The following is a 20594-nucleotide window of genomic DNA, read 5'->3' as shown; positions in this document are numbered from 1 at the left end:
TATGAGTGTAGTTGCAAGACAGGGATTTAAGTATTCCATCATTGGATATATTGGTTTTTTAATCGGAACTGTTTCCGCAATTTTCATTTTTCCAAATGATTTTGAATTTTACGGAAAACTGAGATATATTTTACCGACTGCTGAAATGCTGGTTCCGTTTGTGGTGCTGGGAATTTCTTATTCTAACGTAAAGTTTTTTCACAAAGTAGAAAAGGACGGAAAAAAGCAAAATATGCTGTCACTTTCGCTGGTTGCCATATTGGTGAATTTCTGCATATTTTCTGTTGTTTTTTTTATTCTTCCTTACATTTTTCCTGATTTTAAAAATACAGAAGCCTGGAAAATAAAAGAAGTGATTCTTCCGATGATTTTATTGCTATCATTCTGTGCACTTTTCAATAAATACACCTCCAATTATAAGCGAATTGTCGTCTCTAATATTTTCGATAATTTATTTCCTAAAATTGCCAATCTAGGAGCTTTCTGTCTGGTTTTTTACTTTGCTTTATCTCAACAGATTGCGTATGCTTTTTTCTTCGGAATGTTTGGTCTGATGCTTTCAGGTTATATTTATTACACCAACAGATTAGAGAAAATAAGGTTTGATGTAAGTACAGATTATTTCAAAAAAAACAACTTTTGGAAAGAATTTTCCAGCTACAGTTTTTTTGGTTTTCTGGGAACATTCGGAAATTATTTAGCTATCAACAGCTTTATGATTGGTGAATTTTTAGGTATGGAAGAAAACGGAATTTACTCTGTTTTATACGCATTGATTTCTTTAATATCTATCCCACAACTTGGTTTGTTTAATATTTCCGCACCTATTATCAGTAAAAATCTAGCGGAAGGTGACATGGAAGAACTCGACAGATTTCATAAAAAAACTTCGTTGACGCTTTATTTTTTAGGAGCAGTTTTATTTTCATGCATTATGGTTGGTTTTCCTTTTCTAACGCATTTTATGCCTAAAAATGGTCTGCAGCTGCAGGAATACACTCCGGTTATTTGGATTTGGGGTTCTGCGGTTTTGGTTGATTTAGCTACAGGTTTTAACGGAAATATTATTTCACTTTCTAAATATTATCGTTTCAATATCCTGGTAATGCTTTTACTGGCAGGATTAACGATTGGTCTCAACCTTTATTTCATCAACAACACCGATCTTAAACTTATAGGAATTGCTTTATCTACAGCTATTTCGCTGACGATTTACAATGCTATTAAGATCATTTTCAATTATGTAATGTTTAAAGTTTCACCTTTGAGCATTGAGATGATTTTCGTTTCGATTATCTGTACTTTAGCGATTACGGTTGCGATTGTTTTACCGAATTTTGACAACCAATTTTTAAACTTGGTTTATAAGCCTGCCGTTGTTCTGATATTGATTTTCACAGGAAACTACTTCACCAAAATATTTCCTGTAGAACAATATCTGAATATGAAATTTATTAAAAGTGTTCTGAAATTTAAGTAGAGATTAATCGATGAAGAAGCGATTCTGCATCTTTCTGAATTTTTTCTTTGCTGAAATCTTTCTGAAAATCGAATGTTGAATTTTTAATATTCTGAAATTGCTCAATGATGTTTTCATCTTCGGAAATGATAAATTCTAGTTCTGATGAATAATTTTTAGGAAAAACAGCCAATTTTCCATATTTGATTGCATCACCCAAATTTCCGGTCATTTTGGTTTTTCCGTACATTTCTTTATTACTGAAAAATTCGGTTTCCTGCTGAATCGGACACCATAAAACATCTGCTTTATTCATCCATTCATCAAAAATATCAGAAGAAACTCTTTCTGAAAAATAAATAATTTTTATATTATTCGGGATATTTTGAGATAATTCTTCTACATTTTTTAGTTCTTCACCGATAGCTTTGCCCAAAAAAACAAAGGTTATATTTTCTTTAGTTTTTAAATTTTTAATGGTTTCAAAGACATGATGATAATTTCTCCTATGCTGTGAAACTCCACCGGGAATAACTACCGTTAAATCTTCATTTTCAATTTTATCAAAAGATTTAGTGTGAAAAAGCGGCAAAAATTTAAATTTCTCAGAAGACAATTGCTGATCAAGAACTAAATGATTTCCAGCTTTTCCGTAAGTTTTATTTTTATAAAAAAGACCTTCTTTCCACCATAGTTTTAAGCGGTAAATCAAATCATTTTTAAAAACATTTTTAATCAAATCAAATTTTGAGATCTTGGAAAAATTGAGGTTATGAACAACAATCGAAGTATTGTATTTTTCACATATCACCAAAAAAGTATTAAAATATCGGTGAACTGTTCCGATGATGATCAGGTCATAATTTTCACCGGACAACTGATCTAAAATCATGGAAGAATCTGACAGATGAACCGATTCTCCGTTTTCTCTGATCTGATTTTTTATCTTTTCTGAAAAATAATAATCCACAGAAAATTCCTTAGAATCGTGCATTAAATCAATAAAATCCTGAGCGATTTCTGCGTGGGTATCGATTTCTATGTAAGCTATTTTTTTCAATCTGAATGTTTTAGTTTTGGCTAAAGCCAATGAGATAATCTGCTTATTAAAACGGGCTAAAGCCCGTTGCTAATGAATTTAAAATAAATTTACAATTTAAACCATTTCTTTTTAAACAGATTCCAACGTTGTTTATTAATCACTTTCTGTTCATCTTTAGAAATTTTCAATTCAATATTCTGAGATTTACATTTCTCATACGAACTGATAATCTGAAGTAGAAAAGATGGAGACTTTAATTTCATCGCTTCTTTGGCAGCAGCTACATACGTGAGAAACCGGTTTAATCCTAAAAAATAAAAATATCTGCCGTAGTAATCTGCAGGTTTTATCGTGTAATCTGCTCCTTTCACTTTCATTAATTTCACATGCAATTCCGGTAAAACAACTTCTTTCCATCCTAAATTTGCCAGAAGAATAGAATCTATATTATCCCAGCCTAAAGTTTCTCTCAAACCTCCGATTGCCACAAAACATTCTTTCCTGTACGCTTTCATAGGACCGCGAACATGGTTTTTATTTGAATTGCCTTCATACACCCAATTGCCATTTTTTTCAACATACAACAGACCTCCAACTAATCCATATTTTGGGTGATTGCTAAAAGCTTTTTCAATTTCAAAAAGATAATTTTCATTTAAAATAATGTCCGCATCAAATTTACAGATGATATCAAAATCGTTAATATTCTGGGTTTTTAAACCATTTTTAAAAGCACTTACGATTTTAGATCCCGGTTGATGGGCAGATTTTTCAAGATTAATCGTTTCAAAACGTGAATCTGTACTAGTATATTTCCTGATGACTTCAGAAGTTCCATCGGTTGACCCATCATTCACGACCACGGCTTTAAAATCTTTGAAACTCTGTTGAAGTAGAGAATCTAGGGTAAATGACAGGTTATCCTGTTCGTTATGTGCGGGAATAATGATTAAAAATTTCAATTCTATTTCTACAGTTTAAAAATTATTTAAAATCAATGACTGATGATTGATTAGCATTTATTATATGAGGTTTCAGCATATTCTTAGGATCAAGAATATCATCTAACTGTTCCTGAGAAAGCAGATTTTTTTCTAACACCAAATTATATACACTTTTCCCTGTTTCCAGAGCTTCTTTTGCAATCTGTGTAGATTGTTTGTAGCCAATATAAGGATTCAGTGCTGTTACAATTCCGATGCTGTGCTTCACCATATTCAGACAGATTTCTCTGTTGGCGGTAATTCCCACGATACATTTTTCACGAAGCGTATCGAGTGCATTACAAAGAAAATGAATATTTTCCATGATAGCGTGAGAAAGAACGGGCTCCATTACATTTAATTGAAGCTGTCCTGCTTCTGCAGCGAAAGTGACCGTAAGATCATTTCCAATTACTTTAAAACAAACCTGATTCACCACCTCCGGAATAACAGGATTTACTTTCCCTGGCATAATAGAAGAACCTGGCTGCATCGGCGGTAAATTTATTTCTGATAAACCTGCTCTTGGTCCTGAAGATAACAATCTCAAATCATTACATATTTTGGATAATTTCAGAGCAAGACGTTTCATTGCCGAAGAATAGATTACATAAGATCCCGTATCTGGTGTAGCTTCAACCAGATTCGGTGCAGAAACTATGGGATAACCTGTAATTTCAGCTAAATTTTTGGCGCAAAGATGTGCATAACCTCTCGGAGCATTAATTCCTGTTCCAATAGCGGTTGCGCCCATATTAATCTCAACAAACAGATTGGCGTTGTTATTCAGTTTAGAAACATCTTCTTCAAGAGTTGCTGCAAATGCTTCAAACTCCTGCCCCATTGTCATCGGAACGGCATCCTGAAGCTGAGTGCGTCCCATTTTAATCACATCCTGAAATTCCTGACCTTTTGCCCGAAAAGCTTCAACAATTTTCTTCAGTTTTTCAACCAAAGTTTCATTCATCTGCAACAATCCCATCTTGATAGCTGTAGGATAAGCATCATTAGTTGACTGAGAAAGATTGATATGATCGTTTGGCGAGCAAAACTCATATTCGCCTTTATTTTTTCCTAATTTTTCTAAAACCCTGTTGGCTATCACTTCATTGGCATTCATGTTAATTGAAGTTCCCGCACCACCCTGAATCATATCTACAGGAAATTCACTGTTGAATAAGCCGCCGATCAATTCATCGCAGGTTTCTGAAATTTTGAAGTATAAATCCTGATCCAGCAAACCCAATTCGTAATTGGTTTTTGCAGCAGCTTTTTTTACAAAAGCCAGCCCTTTTATAAATTCGTGATAAGACGAAAGAAACTGTCCGGAAATTTTAAAATTATCAATCGCTCTCTGAGTCTGCACTCCATAATAAGCATCAATCGGTACATTCAAAAAGCCCAATAAATCACTTTCCTGTCTGAAATTTTCCATTTTATATTTTTAAATGATAAAAACGCACCATTGAAAGATGCGCTTTAGAATTTATTTTGTTGGATATTTTTGATTTAAAGCCTGCAAAATTGCCCAGGTTTCAGCGTCTAAAATACCGCTGTAATTTTGTGGTCTAAAGTGATATTGTACCGCTTCAATTGTTTTTTTAGTTGCATCATCCCATTTTCCGTTTGGTAACAAATCGTAACCAAATTTTTGCAAAGCTGTCTGAACAACGAAGATAAAAGATGGTTCGTTATACCTCGTTTCAATATCGGTTTGCGCTAAAGTGAGGAAATTTTGTTTTGTCATCTCGTCATACCACATCCCGATTTGATATTCGTCGTACAGTTTCTTCCAAGGGAAAAGTGGTCCGGGATCTTGTTTTCTGGTGGGTGCAATATCAGAATGTGCCAAAACATTGGTAGCCGGAATATTATATCTTGTGACGATATCTTTTGCCAAGGCCGCAACTTTTTTGATTTGATCATCACTGAATGGTTCAAAAGTTTTCATTCCAGGCGCATCAGCTTTGTAACCCATATTCACAATTTCAATCCCGATTGATGTATCATTAAGGTTTTTATCTGTGCGCCAAGCACTTACACCTGCATGATAAGACCGTTTATTCTCATCTACTAATTGATAAATTTCGTTATCACCCAGATTATTCACCAAATAATGGGCACTTACAGATTGTTTTGTAAGAACTTCAATAGATTTATCATCCGGTAAAACCGTGTAATGTAAAATAAGATATTTTTGTCTGAAATTCTGGCCTATTGCAGGGAAATGAGTTTTCACTACTTTATAACCTGCCGGTTTTGCAGATACGATAGAACCATAACTTGCCGTATTGTCATTCTTGGTAATGTCTGCAATATTTGTTCTAAAAAAATCTACCCCATGTTCAGTTGCAATTTCAGATTTATTTTTATTTAAATTCTGTGTATTAACTGCAGTTTTTGACTGTGAAACTGTGGTTTTGGGTTTGTAAGTGCTTTTCTTAACATTTTTCTGTGATGTACACGAAAAAACGAAAACACTTAAGCCGATGATATATAATGTTTTACGCATTGGTTTAAATTTTAGTCTTTTTATTCTCTCAAAAATACGCAAATTTTTCTTGAATATTATTTGCGAAATAAAGAAATCTATTCTATATTTGCACTCGCAATAACGGGATAGAAGTGATTCAAAAAACGTTATCAAGGAGAGTTGCCTGAGAGGCCGAAAGGACATGTTTGCTAAACATGCGTACTGGTAACGGTACCAAGGGTTCGAATCCCTTACTCTCCGCAACAATTATTCGGGGCGTAGCGTAGTCCGGTCATCGCGCCTGGTTTCGGGACCAGGAGGTCGCAGGTTCGAATCCTGCCGCCCCGACTGTTTTAGTAATTTCGTAAAATTACAAATGGGTGCGTAGCTCAGCTGGATAGAGCATCTGCCTTCTAAGCAGACGGTCTCAGGTTCGAATCCTGACGCGCTCACTAAAAAAGAGAAATCAAATGTTTGGTTTCTCTTTTTTGTACATGTATTCTTTTAAAATTTCACATAAAACATATCCGAATTGCAAAAATAGATTGATATATTCGTTTGAATACTTAAATTTCAAAAAATGAAAATAAAACCCTATTTCAAAGCACTCCTCACCTATTTACCCGAAGCGGAAAGTTCAAAAACAACCCCTGTCTCTTCCGGATATCGTAGTGATATCAAATTTCCTTTTGACCTTAATTTATATACAAGTGTGCAAAATTTCTCAGAAAGCGATTTGGTTTTCCCAGGAGATACTGTTACTGCAGAAATTGCTTTGCTAAAACCTGAGCAGGTTGTCGGAAAAATCTATCTGGGATTAGATTTCGATTTCTATGAAGGCTTCAACTTAATTGGTCACGGAGTAGTTACCCAAATTATCAATTCTAATTCAGAGGATCGTTAGAAAAAGATTCGAACGGATGAAATTTAAGTAAATGTGTCATTAAAAATTATTACTAAATTTTTATGACAATGCTTTTTTGTAAGTTTCAAGAGCCTTTTCCCGGGCTGTTTTATGGTCGACAATCGGTTTTTCGTTATAATCTTTCGGAAGCCATTGACGGATATATTTCAGATCCTTATCAAATTTCTGAGTTTGGGCTTCCGGATTAAAAATCCTGAAATACGGCGCAGCATCGCAACCACATCCTGCTGCCCATTGCCAGTTTCCGTTATTGGAAGATAATTCGTAATCAAGCAGTTTACCTGCAAAATAAGCTTCACCCCATCTCCAGTCGATCAACAGGTGTTTTGTAAGAAAACTTGCAGTAACCATCCTCACTCTGTTGTGCATAAATCCGGTTTCATTAAGCTGTCTCATACCTGCATCTACAATAGGATAGCCTGTTTTACCTTCACACCATTGCTTAAAAAGTGTTTCATCATTTTGCCATTCAATATTTTCATATTTTGGCTTAAAACATTTGTTGACGACATACGGAAAATGAAAAAGGATCTGCATGAAAAATTCTCTCCAAATTAATTCACTAAGCCAAATCTGGTTATGTATTACAGCAAAATTTACACATTTTCTGACAGAGATAGTTCCGAAACGCAGCGCAATTCCTAAATGCGTGGTATGATCTAAAGCAGGAAAATCACGATATTGATCATAAGAATTAATTATTTTACTTTCCAAAATCGGTTCAGTGAATTTAAAATCAGTTTTTTCAAATCCTATTTCTTTCAGAGTGTGTATTTTTCCGGGGTTTAAAGGATAAAAATTCTTTACATCACCATCAATTTTTTCAAATTGTATGGTCTTAAAATTTTCTTTCCATTTTTTTGAATAAGGCGTGTAGACGGTATATGGAGAATGATCACTTTTTAACACCTCATCTTTCTCAAAAATGACCTGATCTTTATAATCTTCGAACTTAATATCTTTCTTTTTTAGAAAATCTGAAACAACCTGATCTCTTTTTATTGCCTGCGGTTCGTAATCTCTGTTACAGAATACCGTATCGATTGTAAATTCTTTAGACAATTCAGCAAATACATTCAAAGGTTTGTCATAAAATGTTTTCAGCGAGCTGCCGTGTTTTATTAATTCTTCATTTATTTTTTCAAGAGCCTGATGAATGTAATCAACTCTTTTATCGGCTTTATCAGTGAGCTGACTAAGAATTTCTTTATCGAAAATAAAAACAGGCAAAACTTTCAGACCACTTTTCAGGGCATGAAATAGCGCAGTATTATCTTCAAGCCTTAAATCTCTTCTAAACCAAAAAACATTCATCTTACTCATATTCGTCTAATAAAAAAGTTGTGATTTTATAAAAAATTAACTGATGCTTTATTTTTAAAATAAAATTCATGCAAACATACAAATCCTACTATTAATGATGGCTCATATTAATTATTATCATTTGATAAAATTTTTAATCAAACTAAAAAAATGACATAAAATATACTACAATTTAAAATAAAACAAATAACTGAATATCAACATATTAAAAATATACTATGCATAGAATCAAAAATAATTTTAGAATAATGTTGTGAAATTTGTAATAAGACAAGGAATTGTCATAATTTTGAACATTACTCCAAAAAAACAAGACTTTCAGCGGGTATTATTATTAGAAAGACATGTATAATGAATATAAGAATTAAAGGATCCGGCAGTTATACTCCAGAAAATGTAATGAGAAATGCCGATTTTTCGAATCATACATTTTTAAATGAAGATGGTTTGACTATCAAATTCCCAGAGTCTATCATAGGAAAATTCAGAGATATCACCGGAATTGAAGAACGTAGATATGCCGATTCTCAGCACGTCACCTCGGATCTTGCTTTTTTTGCCGCTGAAAATGCCATAAAAGACGCTGAAATCGACAGGGAAACTATCGATTATATTATCGTAGCCCATAACTACGGAGACATAGAAAAAGGAAAAATACAGTCTGATACCGTGCCGAGTATTGCAACCCGGGTAAAAAGTAAACTCCGTATTCAGAACCCCGGTTGCGTGGCTTATGACCTGCTTTTTGGCTGCCCTGGATGGAATGAAGCGATGATCCATGCAAGTTCTTTCGTAAAGTCGGGTATTGCAAAACGTTGTCTTGTAATAGGCGCAGAAACATTATCAAGAGTTACAGATCCATACGACAGAGATTCTATGATTTATGCCGATGGTGCAGGTGCAGTCATTGTGGAAGCTACTGAAGATAATGATGGTATCCTTTCTCATGAGAGTGCTACCTATTCTTATGATGAGGCAAATTATCTGTTTTTCGGAACTTCTTATCAGCAGGATACAGACTCGGAAACCCGTTACATCAAAATGAAGGGCAGAAAAATTTACGAATTTGCTCTTACAAAAGTTCCTTTGGCAATGAAATCTTGTCTTGCAAAAGCAGGCGTAGATATTAAAGATCTCAAAAAAATTCTGATTCATCAGGCAAACGAAAAAATGGATGAAGCCATTGTTGAGCGATTCTACAGCTTATACGATATGACTCCACCTCAGGATATTATGCCCATGTCTATTCATAAATTTGGGAACAGCAGTGTTGCAACAATTCCAACATTGTACGATCTGATTATGAAAGGTGAAATGGAAGAGCATTCTTTTTCAAAAGGTGATATTCTTCTTTTTGCATCCGTTGGCGCCGGGATGAATATCAATGCCTTTACTTATAAAGTATAAATTACTCCACCATAAAAACATTCATTGTTACAATATTCGTATTGATAATGAATGTTTTTTTATTTAATTTTTAGATTATCTGAAGAATTTCTTACGTCTAAATACATTACAAGATTAGTCAAAAGAATTGCAACAATTCTGAAAATTTGCTTCTATTGCCGGATAGTTTGCTTTAAATATCAGGTTACAAATTCTTATTTCGAATTAAATTCTGAGTGTAAAATTAAAAACACTTCCCATTCCTATTTCGCTCTCAACGGCAATTTTTCCGCCCTGTGCTTCAATAAATTCTTTGCTGATGCTTAAACCTAAACCAGTTCCTTCTATTTTTGTACCCGGAATCCTGAAATATCTTGTGAAAATTTCCTTCAGATATCGTTCTTCTATTCCCCGGCCTTGATCTTTAACCGAAAATCTCACGAAATTTTCATCTGATTTTTCAACCAAAATTTCCACTTCAGAATTTTCGTAAGAATACTTTATTCCATTGGAAACCAAATTATTAAGCACCCAAACGGTTTTTTCGATATCAACATTTATTATTTTTATATCAAAACCAACGGATGATTTTAACTTTATTTTTTTATGAGCTGCCAATGATTGATTGGCATTAATAACATCATTGATTAGTAAATTAACATCGCATGTTTTGGTATTCAATTGCATAACTCCGGATTCTAACTGAGTCATATTGAGTAGTTCACCGGTTATTCTGAGAAGCCTAAGAGTATCTTCTTTAATGCCTGAGACTAATTTTTCTTGTTCAGGATTTAATGTTCCTATTCTTTCATTTTCCAGCAGTTGCAGACCCATTTGAATAGATGAAATCGGAGTTTTAAATTCATGCGAAACTGTTCCCATAAAATGGGTTTTAGCTACATCAAGCTCTTTAAACGGAGTAATATTTCTGAGCATAATCACCTGACCAATAAAGCGTCTTTCTTTTTCACCGGTAGGAATAACATTAATGTCCAAAATCTCTTTTTCAAAGAAATTTTCTTTTCCTTCAACAAATATCTTTAACGATTCGGTTTGGTTTTTTTTAAACTCAGGATCTATGATTTCTCTGATCAGGTCTCGCACAAGATCATTATTTACTGCAACATCCTGAATAATTTTACCCACAAAATTTTCTTTTTTCAGACCAGAAATTTTCATGGCTTCATCATTTACAAAAAGAACTTTTTTATTTTCGTCTATTCCAATTACGGCATCGTGCATATTGTCGATCAGGGTTTCGATCCTTTTTTTTCCTTTTAATATTTTATCAATTCTGCTTTCAGAATATTCCTGAAGTTTTTCTGCCATGGTATTAAAAGACCTGGCTAATTCTCCAAATTCACTATTGCTTTCAAACTTTACTCTCTGTGTATAATTCTGTTTAGCAATCTGGTGAATACTGGAAGTTAGCTCACGGATCGGATTTGCAATATTGGAAGGAAGATTCACCATCAGAATAAAAGCGATCAAAAAACACAACGTTCCGACGATTGATATAACGGCAATGGCATTTTGAGCGGTGGTATTGGCAATACCGCTTTTGATTTGAATAGCATTCATATTCAGCTGCATCAGTTCGGCAATATCTTTCCGGATGGCAGACTGTAAATTCAGACTATCTTTTTTATTTTTTAAATCTGAAAAATGGGAAGCTATATTCTGAGTGGCTTCTTTCTCACCGTCTTCTGTAATATTCTGGTGCTGAAGATTAAGGTTTTTTTGAAATTCTTTAATAGCTGAAGGTTCGGTTTGAAATTCTTCCAAAGCTAACAGCATATTCCTGGAATACTGCAAAGTATTATAATTGGCAACCAGAATATTCTGGGTATCTTTTTTCAGTTGGTAAATAAACCATCCACCCAAAGTTGAAAGGATGATGATCATGAAAAACAGAAGACCTACACCGGCATTAAGTTTAGTTTTTATTTTCATTAGGACAAAATTACTAAATCTACATTTTGTTTTGAAAGTCTTTTGAGTAAGGAATTGAAAGTATCTGTGGCAAGAATAATTTTCCAGATGTCAAGATGTGGTTTGCCGATACAGACCGTAGTGATTTTTCGCTCTTCACACTGGTCTACAATTGTCATTGCGATATTCTTACTTTGTATTTTAATGATTTCCGCACCCAGCTCTGTTGCCAGTCTGAAATTATTGATGAGATGTCTTTGCTTATTAAGGGCAATTCTATCTGCAGATTCTTTGGGAATCTGAACGTACAGTAAAAACCACTGGCTATTGTAATAATTAGCGAGCCTCGCAGTTTTTCTGATCACATTTTTAGCCGTCAGTTCATTTGAACTGATACACGCAAGAAACCTTTCTTTTTTTAAAGTTTTTCCGGTGATAATTTCTGTTTCTACTTTCCGGGTGACTTGTGAAGCAACTTCTTTTAAGGCCAATTCGCGAAGCTGAAGAATATTTTCGGTTTTAAAAAAATTATTCAGCGCAGATGGTATTTTACTTTTATCGTAGATTTTGCCTTCTTTTAATCTTGAAATAAGTTCATCTGCGGTAAGGTCAATGTTTACAACCTCATCTGCTGAAGCCAAAATAGTATCCGGAATTCTTTCTGTTACTTCAATTCCCGTGACAGATTTTACTTCATCATTCAGGCTTTCCAGATGTTGGATATTGACCGCACTGATGACATTGATCCCTGCTTCCAGAATCTCCATGACATCCTGCCAACGCTTTTTGTTTTTACTGCCTTCAATGTTGGTATGTGCAAGCTCATCAACAATCACAATTTCAGGACGAAGAACTATAATAGCAGGAACATCAAGCTCTTCCAGCTCCTTACCTTTGTAAAATAATTTTCTTCTGGGAATGATCGGCAAGCCTTCCAATAAATCATGTGTTTCCCTGCGATGATGAGTCTCTACATAACCAATTTTCACATCGATCCCATTTTGCAGAAGTACGTGAGCTTCCTGCAGCATTCTGTAGGTTTTTCCTACACCAGCGCTCATACCGATGTAAATTTTCAGTTTACCCCGTTTGGATTTGTTGATGAGATGCAAAAATTCTTCTGCTGATTTTCTTGATTCTTCCATTTTTTTAATTAAAATGAAATTGCTAGTGCTGTAGTTGCTGTTAAGCTGTTTGTTTTAAAAATATCTGACCGGTTGATGAATATGGGATCTTTACTATTTAAATTCCTGATTTCTGTTCGCCATACAAGATTAGGTAAAATCTGGTAGTCTGCATTTAAAGAATATCCGAAAGTTTTGAATCCGTTTTCCGTTCCTGTTGAGATGATCACGCCTCGTTCATCCTGATAATATTCTCCCCTTGCTGTGATGCTGAACTTGTCTGTAAACGCATATTTTGCCACAACAACCGGAGTGTACCACATATTATAGCTGTCACTTCCTTTTTCTTTCTGTTCGGCACCTACATCGATTCCCGCAGTGACTCCCAATTTTTTACTGATCTGATACACAGCATATAAATTGTGAAAATATCGGTTTTGTCGAATGCTGTCCGGTTTGTCGTTTCCGATGAATGAGCTGCTGTTCATCGTTAGTTTTTCATTGGGTTTGAATGTAATCTGATGTCCAAACGCCGGAGTAGAATTTCCGTCAACCCGCTGAATACGTTGCCAACCGTTGAGCACCAAACCGCTGAAAAACCATTTTCCGCTTTCTGAAGTGTAAGATATTTTTGCACCCGTTTCGAAATAAGGGGAATTGTCTGCAGCAAGACTTCGGGTAAGCGTCCAGTTATCTTTTCCTATCGCACTTTCAAAACCAATGTGGGAAGGAAAAATTCCTGCATCAATCCAAAGATTATGTTTTTTTGAAATTTTCAGGCCTATATTGGCTTCATAAATATTTTTAAGAACGCCCTGCTCAGCAGAATAATTGGCGTTCATGTATGTTCCTGTCGCGAGAGCCAAGTTTGCCCGTAAATTTTCTGTGTTGTAACCCTCTTTAATAAAAGCCAAATTAATATTGACTTCATTATTTCGATTGTGGCTGTATACAAATCCGGGACGGTTGTTGTTTTCAGGATTATTAAAATCTGCTAAATAATACACTTCTGCATATCCGCTTACTGTAAGTGGTTTTGTGATTGAATCATTTTGAGCATATGCACTGATTCCACATACAGCTAATAAAACAAATAGTATCTTTTTCATGGATGATCATTATATTTTTAAAATTTGGCTCTGAGCCAATGATGAAGATTTTTGGATGATTTAATTTAAATAAAAAATTAAAATAACAGTTGATGATTATTTATCGCTCAACTGATCTAAAGCGATATTAAGTTTCAGAACGTTGATTTTTTCTGGACCAAATAATCCGATCAGAGGTTTTTCAGTATATTCATCGATCAAAGTATTCACTTTTCTTTCATCCAGATTTCTGATTTTGGCAATTCTTTTCACCTGTACTTTTGCTGCCTGTACAGAGAAATTGGGATCTAATCCGCTTCCGCTTGCCGTAACCAGATCTGCAGGAATTTGTGATTTGGTAATTCCTGGATTTTTCATTAAAATCGTGTCAATGCGAGCCTGAACCTGTTTCAGATATTCATCATTGGAAGGTCCTTTGTTGCTTCCTGCGGAACCAGCTGCATTGTAATCTACTGCTGAAGGACGAGAGTTAAAATATGGGTCACTCGTAAATGACTGCCCTATATTCGCATAATACGTTTTGCCATTATTCCTGATCATTTCTCCTTTCCCTTTGTTGCTAGAAACCTGAGCGATTGCCCAGACTGATGCCGGATAAATAACCGTAAAAAGGATGATACATAAAACAGTAAGCTTAATTGCTGGTAAAATATGGTGTTTCATTTTGTAATAATTAATTAAAAGCAAATGGCAAGAAGATGAAGATCATTATATTTGGAAATGGTTTGGTGATGATAGTTTCTTCCTGCCCTGCCTGTTTAGATTTAAAAGAATAGGGAAACGATGAGGTCTATGATTTTAATCCCGATAAATGGGATAATAACACCTCCCAATCCGAAGATGAATAAATTGCGTCGTAGCAATGCGGATGCGCCAATGGGTTTGTAAGCCACCCCTTTTAATGCCAACGGAATCAATATCGGAATAATAATCGCATTAAAGATCACCGCAGACAAAATTGCACTTTCCGGACTGTGAAGATTCATAATATTCAAGCCCTGCAACGCCGGAATTGCTGTAATAAACAATGCCGGAATAATGGCAAAATACTTCGCAACATCATTGGCAATACTGAATGTGGTGAGTGTTCCTCTTGTCATCAGCAACTGCTTCCCGATTTCCACCACTTCTATTAATTTTGTGGGGTCATTATCAAGATCCACCATATTTCCGGCTTCTTTTGCAGCCTGTGTTCCACTGTTCATTGCGACACCTACATCTGCCTGAGCCAATGCGGGAGCATCATTGGTGCCGTCTCCCATCATGGCGACTAAGCGACCGTCCTGCTGTTCTTTTTTGATGTAATTCATTTTGTCTTCCGGTTTTGCTTCTGCGATAAAATCATCTACACCCGCTTTTTCGGCAATAAATTTAGCAGTTAGAGGATTGTCACCCGTAACCATTACGGTTTTAATACCCATTTTTCTCAGACGTTCAAAACGTTCACTGATTCCGGGTTTGATGATATCCTGAAGTTCAATGACTCCTAAAACTTTTTCGTTTTCTGAAACCACTAATGGAGTTCCTCCGTTTTGAGAAATTTCTTTTACTTTAAGATCTGTTTCCGGTGGAAAAGTATTTCCTGCTGCTTCAGTTATTTTTCTGATGGCATCTGTTGCTCCTTTTCTGATGCGCGTTTGGTCATAATCAATTCCAGAGCTTCTCGTTTCTGCTGTAAATTTGATGAATTTCGGAATGTTAATTTCATAGCTTGAAGGATTGATCTGAGCCAACTCAATGATCGATTTTCCTTCCGGAGTTTCATCTGCCATTGAGCTTAAAACCGCTGCTTTGATCAATTGCTTTTCATCAACTTGGTTTGCCGGATAAAAACTTGTTGCTTTACGGTTTCCAATGGTAATGGTACCTGTTTTATCTAAAAGTAAAACGTCAATATCTCCCGCTGTTTCTACTGCTCTACCGCTTTTTGTGATGACATTAGCTCTTAAGGCTCTGTCCATTCCCGCAATTCCGATGGCAGATAAAAGTCCGCCAATTGTCGTCGGAATCAAACACACAAAAAGTGAAATGAAGGAAGCGATGGTGATCGTGACATTGGAATAGTCAGCAAATGGTTTTAAAGTAACGCAGACAATAATGAAAACCAATGTAAAACCTGCCAATAAAATAGTCAGTGCGATTTCGTTGGGTGTTTTTTGTCTTGAAGCACCTTCTACCAAAGCAATCATTTTGTCTAAAAAGCTTTCTCCGGGTTGTGTCGTCACCTGCACTACAATTTTATCTGATAAAACTTTGGTACCGCCGGTTACAGAACTTTTGTCACCTCCTGCTTCACGAATTACGGGAGCAGATTCACCAGTGATGGCACTCTCATCTATCGTTGCAAGACCTTCGATGATTTCTCCGTCTGATGGAATAATATCCCCACTTTCACAGACAAATACATCTCCTTTTTGCAATTTAGATGAAGAAATTATTTCTCCATTTTGCAGTTTCGCAGGCGTTTCTTCTCTTGTTTTTCGTAAACTGTCTGCCTGAGCTTTACCTCTTGCTTCTGCAATTGCTTCAGCAAAGTTTCCAAACAGAACGGTCAGTAAAAGAATAATGAAAACGGTAAAGTTGTAAGCAAAACTTCCCTGAGATTTTTCTCCTGTCAAAGTCCAGATGCTCACAAAGAACATCACCAGTGTACCGAGCCATACGAGAAACATGACAGGATTTTTAAACATCAGTTTCGGATTCAGTTTCACAAAAGACTGTTTCAATGCTTCCTGAACCAATTCTTTTTGAAACAAAGATTTATTTTGAGTCATTTTAATTTCTGTTATTTAAATTTTATTTCAATGAAAAATATTCTGCAATCGGTCCCAATGCCAATGCCGGAAAGAATGATAGTGCTGCTATGATTGCAATTACAGCAAAAGTCATGAGTCCAAATGTTGTAGTATCGGTTTTCAATGTTCCTTCACCTTCGGGAATATATTTTTTCTGAGCCAGTAATCCTGCAATCGCTAAAGGACCGATGATGGGTAAGAAACGACCAAGAAGCAGTACAATTCCTGTAGAAATATTCCAGAAAAGATTATTGTCACCCAAACCTTCAAAACCGCTTCCGTTGTTGGCTGCTGAAGAAGTGTATTCGTATAATACCTCACTGAAACCATGGAAGCCCGGATTATTGAGTGTAGAAGTACCAACTTCCGGAAAATATGCAGCGATTGATGCTCCTGACAAAATTAGAAACGGATGAAGCAATGCGATGATCATGGCAATTTTCATTTCTCGGGCTTCAATTTTTTTACCCATAAATTCAGGAGTACGACCCACCATCAATCCGCTGATGAACACGGCAAGAATGATGTAGATGAATATATTTAAAATACCGACTCCATCACCACCAAAAAATGCATTGACCATCATTGCAAGCATCTGTGTCATGCCGGAAAGCGGCATCGAGCTGTCGTGCATTGAGTTCACAGATCCTGTAGAAATCACGGTGGTAACAATACTCCAGAATCCTGAAGCAGCAGAACCAAAACGGATTTCTTTGCCTTCCATGGCTCCGAGTGACTGATCAATTCCCATGTGACTGATTGCAGGATTGCCATTCATTTCCATAATAACTGTGGGTATGGCGAGTAAAAGGAATCCGATGGTCATGACTCCAAAAATCATGTATCCAAATCTTCTTCTTCGGATGAAATGACCAAAAGCAAAAACCATCGCCATTGGAATTATTAACTGAGCAAACATTTCTACCATATTGGTAAAATAGTTCGGGTTTTCTAAAGGATGAGCAGAATTTACCCCAAAAAATCCTCCTCCGTTGGTTCCTACGTGTTTTATGGGCACAAAGGCGGCAACCGGACCGGTAGAAACTTCCACATTTTTACCTTCCAGCGTAATCATTTTATCTTTTCCTTCAAATGTCATCGGCATACCCTGAAAGACCAGTACAACACCGATAATGAATGAAATCGGTAATAAAATTCTGGTATTTGACTTGAGAAAATAATCATAAAAATTGCCCAGCTTTTCGGTAGATTTTTCTCTGAATGCTTTAAATACGACAATTGCTGCAGCCATACCTGTTGCCGCAGAAACGAACTGTAAAAACATCAGCCACATTTGCCCAAGATAACTCAACCCCGTTTCACCAGAATAATGCTGTAAATTACAGTTCACTAAGAAAGAAATCGATGTATTGAATGCGAGATCCGGAGACATATCGGGATTACCATCCGGATTAAGAGGCAGCCAGCTCATATTCATCAGGACAAGCATACTGATAAAAAACCACAAAAGATTTGTTGTTAAAAGTGCTACCAGATGTTGTTTCCAGTTCATTTCGTTATCCGGATTGATACCGGAAATTTTATAGAAAAGTCTTTCGACAGGTTTAAAAACGGGATCCAGAAAAGTTTTCTCTCCCGAATATACTTTTGAAATATATTTTCCAAAAGGAATTGCCAATAGCAATGTTGTGAGAAACATTACTGCTACGCCTAAAATTTCAGTGTTCATAGTTTTATTATTGAATTAATGCAAACTCTTTTACGGTAATCATCAAATACAAAAAGGCGATGATAAATCCTATCCAAAAAATAAGAATACCCCAGTCTTTTATCTGATCTGCGATTTTGCGGTTCATTTGCTGATTAGAATTTTTAAAATTTTTCGGGTTTGATGAGTACGTAGCAGATGTAAATAAATATGGCTACTGAAATAATAAATAATATGGTCATTTTTAAATTTTTAAATATTTTCAAAATATTCAACTGTTCGGTAAAATAATGTGAATAACACAACTGCGATAGCTAATAGAATAATTGTTGTCATATTATGTTAATTGTATTGCAGAACTGCAGCGGCTACAAATACTCCAAGTATCACTGCTATATTGATTGTTAATACTTCCAGATCATGTTTTTCCCGAATAGATCTGAACATTTTCCAGTCTCCGATTTTTCTGATTTTTGATTCCATTTTCTTAAATTTTTAAATTCCGGATTTATACACCTGTCTCAAATAGTTATTCTGCAGACTTGGCGACATTTTCGCAAAAATCAAATCTTTATATGACGGCTCGCAGCAAAATGTAAGACTGTCTAAAGAATACACAAAAATGTTTTCTATGGCATTCTTCAACGCCTGATCGCCTTGATTGTAAAGCAGATTCATCTTGGCAATCGACTTCATCAGAATTTTCTGATCATGCGTTTTTATCAGTTTTTTGATCTGCTTTGTGAAAACACTGATCACCATAAACGGCGTTTTTGTCTTGTAAGAATCTTTAAATTCTTCCTCAGATTGAGGAATGATTTTTACGATTTCTCTTACAGCATCTGTATGATTCATTTTTAGTTTGTTTTGAATACTTATGCCAAGATTTATTCCTTAACAAAAAACAACAACTCAAAACACTGAAAAACAAAACATTAACTCAAAATAAGAATTATATGAAACACGAAAAACCCTATCAAAATGATAGGGTCATTATCAAAATGGAAAAAATTATTTAAGAAATTTTATATTCTTCTACTTTTCTGTACAGCGTTGCAATACCAATTTCCAATAAGCGTGCAGCTTCAGCTTTATTGCCTTTGGTATGATTAAGAACCTTCTGTATCTGCATTTTCTCGGCACTTGCCATAGAAAAGGCTGACATCATTTTTGATTGAGTAGAATTTTTTTCGCCGTTATCAACTGAAATATCAATAGGAAGACTTTCTATCTCTAATTCGGAGGAATCTGTAAGAATGACACTTCTTTCTATGACGTTCCGGAGTTCGCGGATATTTCCTTTCCATGAGTGATTTTTTAAAGCCTTTAAATAATCTGATGAAACCGAACTTATATTTTTCCCGGTTTTAAGTGAAAAACTTTTAAGAAAAAAGTTGACAAGAATCTCAATATCCGCTACTCTATCACGTAAGGAAGGAAGTTTAATCATAAAAATATTGATTCTGTAATACAAATCTTCACGGAAATTTCCTTTTTCAATTTCAACTTCCAAATCCCGGTTGGTTGCTGCAATGATTCTCACATCTGTTTTGATCGGTTTGCTGTCTCCTACTTTCAGAAATTCTCCGGATTCTAAAACTCTCAAAAGTTTAGCCTGAAGATCTAAAGGCATTTCCCCTATTTCGTCCAGAAAAACAGTTCCTCTGTTTGCTTCTTCAAAAATACCTTTACTGTCTTTCAATGCCCCTGTAAATGCCCCAGCTTTATGACCAAACAATTCATTTTCAAGCAAATCTTTCCCAAAAGCGGAACAGTTGATCGCAATAAAATTCTCTTTACTTCTTTTGCTTGCATGGTGAATTGCCTGCGCAAAAACTTCTTTACCGGTACCTGTTTCTCCCGTCAATAAAACTGTAGCATCGGTAGCTGCAACTTTCTGAGCGGAAGAAATAGCGGCTAAAATTACAGTAGACTTGCCAATAATTCTGTTAAATGATTGTTTGGTATCTAATTGTTTCTCAAGATGTAAAACCCTTTTATTGAGTGCTACTTTTTCTGCGGCTTTGTAGATAAGAGGTAAAATTCTCGAATTGTCATCACCTTTTGTGATATAATCGAAAGCTCCGTTTTTGATTGCCAAAACTCCGTCAGGAATATTTCCGAAAGCCGTAAGAAGAATGATTTCGGTAGTTGCAAACTTCTCTTTCACTACTTTACTAAATTCTACTCCGCTGCCGTCGGGTAATTTTACATCGCAAATTACAATGTCAATATCAGAAATTTCAAGACGTTTTTGTGCACTTTTCAGATTGCTTGCCTCACACACTTCAAATCCTTCCAGACCGATAATGCGTGATAGAAGCGTCCTGATCTTTGTTTCGTCATCTACAATGAGAATGCTATTCAATTGTTT

At 35.4% G+C, this 20594-nt stretch carries 18 protein-coding genes and 3 tRNA genes; 6 read left to right on the top strand and 15 right to left on the bottom strand.

The window, feature by feature from the left end:
• Position 1: 1 nt before the first annotated feature.
• Positions 2–1480 (top strand): lipopolysaccharide biosynthesis protein, encoded by a 1479-nt coding sequence (locus tag ACZZZA_RS10145; RefSeq protein WP_463431441.1) that lies wholly within the window; start codon positions 2–4, stop codon positions 1478–1480.
• On the opposite strand, the gene ACZZZA_RS10140 is transcribed toward ACZZZA_RS10145, so the two are convergent.
• The 4 genes from ACZZZA_RS10140 to ACZZZA_RS10125 all read right to left on the bottom strand — a co-directional run bounded on the left by ACZZZA_RS10140 (position 1473) and on the right by ACZZZA_RS10125 (position 5996).
• The gene (locus ACZZZA_RS10140) at positions 1473–2519 is read right to left on the bottom strand and encodes a glycosyltransferase family protein (protein ID WP_463431440.1); all 1047 of its coding nucleotides are present in this window, start codon (positions 2517–2519) and stop codon (positions 1473–1475) included. The two genes, ACZZZA_RS10145 and ACZZZA_RS10140, sit on opposite strands and share 8 nt — an antisense overlap.
• Positions 2520–2608: 89 nt before the next feature.
• Complete coding sequence (locus tag ACZZZA_RS10135; RefSeq protein ID WP_463431439.1) at positions 2609–3463, bottom strand: glycosyltransferase family 2 protein; 855 nt, start codon at positions 3461–3463, stop codon at positions 2609–2611.
• Between the two features lie 22 nt (positions 3464–3485).
• Complete coding sequence (aspA, locus tag ACZZZA_RS10130) at positions 3486–4919, bottom strand: aspartate ammonia-lyase (RefSeq protein WP_463431438.1); 1434 nt, start codon at positions 4917–4919, stop codon at positions 3486–3488.
• 51 nt (positions 4920–4970) lie between these two features.
• Positions 4971–5996 (bottom strand): N-acetylmuramoyl-L-alanine amidase, encoded by a 1026-nt coding sequence (locus tag ACZZZA_RS10125; protein WP_463431437.1) that lies wholly within the window; start codon positions 5994–5996, stop codon positions 4971–4973.
• Positions 5997–6131: 135 nt separating this feature from the next.
• Between ACZZZA_RS10125 and ACZZZA_RS10120 the strand changes: the two genes are divergently transcribed.
• From ACZZZA_RS10120 to ACZZZA_RS10105, 4 genes are all read left to right on the top strand, one after another.
• Positions 6132–6218: transfer RNA gene (locus ACZZZA_RS10120), tRNA-Ser, on the top strand.
• Positions 6219–6229: 11 nt separating this feature from the next.
• A tRNA-Arg gene (locus tag ACZZZA_RS10115) sits at positions 6230–6305 on the top strand.
• A 30-nt stretch (positions 6306–6335) separates the two neighbouring features.
• A tRNA-Arg gene (locus ACZZZA_RS10110) sits at positions 6336–6409 on the top strand.
• A gap of 128 nt (positions 6410–6537) precedes the next feature.
• Positions 6538–6861, top strand: coding sequence for a hypothetical protein (locus ACZZZA_RS10105; protein ID WP_463431436.1), 324 nt, complete (start codon positions 6538–6540; stop codon positions 6859–6861).
• A 60-nt stretch (positions 6862–6921) separates the two neighbouring features.
• Here the strand turns inward: ACZZZA_RS10105 and ACZZZA_RS10100 are convergent, their stop codons facing one another.
• Positions 6922–8196, bottom strand: coding sequence for a cryptochrome/photolyase family protein (locus tag ACZZZA_RS10100; RefSeq protein WP_463431435.1), 1275 nt, complete (start codon positions 8194–8196; stop codon positions 6922–6924).
• A 360-nt stretch (positions 8197–8556) separates the two neighbouring features.
• Between ACZZZA_RS10100 and ACZZZA_RS10095 the strand changes: the two genes are divergently transcribed.
• Positions 8557–9612, top strand: a complete 1056-nt coding sequence (locus ACZZZA_RS10095; protein WP_463431434.1) for a 3-oxoacyl-ACP synthase III family protein — start codon at positions 8557–8559, stop codon at positions 9610–9612.
• A gap of 204 nt (positions 9613–9816) precedes the next feature.
• Here ACZZZA_RS10095 and ACZZZA_RS10090 read toward each other — a convergent pair whose 3' ends face one another.
• From ACZZZA_RS10090 to ACZZZA_RS10045, 10 genes are all read right to left on the bottom strand, one after another.
• Positions 9817–11544: a sensor histidine kinase gene (locus ACZZZA_RS10090; RefSeq protein WP_463431433.1), complete on the bottom strand. Its 1728-nt coding sequence runs from the start codon at positions 11542–11544 to the stop codon at positions 9817–9819.
• Positions 11544–12668 carry a sensor protein KdpD gene (locus ACZZZA_RS10085; RefSeq protein WP_463431432.1) on the bottom strand — a complete coding sequence of 375 codons (1125 nt, stop codon included), beginning with the start codon at positions 12666–12668 and terminating at the stop codon, positions 11544–11546. The genes ACZZZA_RS10090 and ACZZZA_RS10085 overlap by 1 nt, the downstream gene beginning before the upstream one ends.
• A gap of 8 nt (positions 12669–12676) precedes the next feature.
• Positions 12677–13756, bottom strand: a complete 1080-nt coding sequence (locus tag ACZZZA_RS10080) for a porin (protein ID WP_463431431.1) — start codon at positions 13754–13756, stop codon at positions 12677–12679.
• 96 nt (positions 13757–13852) lie between these two features.
• A complete protein-coding gene (locus ACZZZA_RS10075) occupies positions 13853–14419 on the bottom strand; it encodes a K(+)-transporting ATPase subunit C (RefSeq protein WP_463431430.1) in 567 nt (188 codons plus the stop codon).
• 101 nt (positions 14420–14520) lie between these two features.
• A complete protein-coding gene (gene kdpB, locus ACZZZA_RS10070; RefSeq protein WP_463431429.1) occupies positions 14521–16530 on the bottom strand; it encodes a potassium-transporting ATPase subunit KdpB in 2010 nt (669 codons plus the stop codon).
• 22 nt (positions 16531–16552) lie between these two features.
• Complete coding sequence (gene kdpA / locus ACZZZA_RS10065) at positions 16553–18241, bottom strand: potassium-transporting ATPase subunit KdpA (protein WP_463431428.1); 1689 nt, start codon at positions 18239–18241, stop codon at positions 16553–16555.
• Positions 18242–18384: 143 nt separating this feature from the next.
• The gene (gene kdpF / locus ACZZZA_RS10060) at positions 18385–18462 is read right to left on the bottom strand and encodes a K(+)-transporting ATPase subunit F (protein ID WP_463433754.1); all 78 of its coding nucleotides are present in this window, start codon (positions 18460–18462) and stop codon (positions 18385–18387) included.
• Positions 18463–18562: 100 nt separating this feature from the next.
• Positions 18563–18703: a hypothetical protein gene (locus tag ACZZZA_RS10055; protein WP_463431427.1), complete on the bottom strand. Its 141-nt coding sequence runs from the start codon at positions 18701–18703 to the stop codon at positions 18563–18565.
• Between the two features lie 12 nt (positions 18704–18715).
• Positions 18716–19075, bottom strand: a complete 360-nt coding sequence (locus ACZZZA_RS10050) for a DUF7674 family protein (protein ID WP_463431426.1) — start codon at positions 19073–19075, stop codon at positions 18716–18718.
• Positions 19076–19235: 160 nt separating this feature from the next.
• Positions 19236–20588 carry a sigma-54-dependent transcriptional regulator gene (locus ACZZZA_RS10045; RefSeq protein ID WP_463431425.1) on the bottom strand — a complete coding sequence of 451 codons (1353 nt, stop codon included), beginning with the start codon at positions 20586–20588 and terminating at the stop codon, positions 19236–19238.
• Positions 20589–20594 lie beyond the last annotated feature (6 nt).

The organism is Chryseobacterium sp. AC405b (genome assembly GCF_979258685.1).
This window is presented reverse-complemented; position numbering and strand designations above follow the sequence as displayed.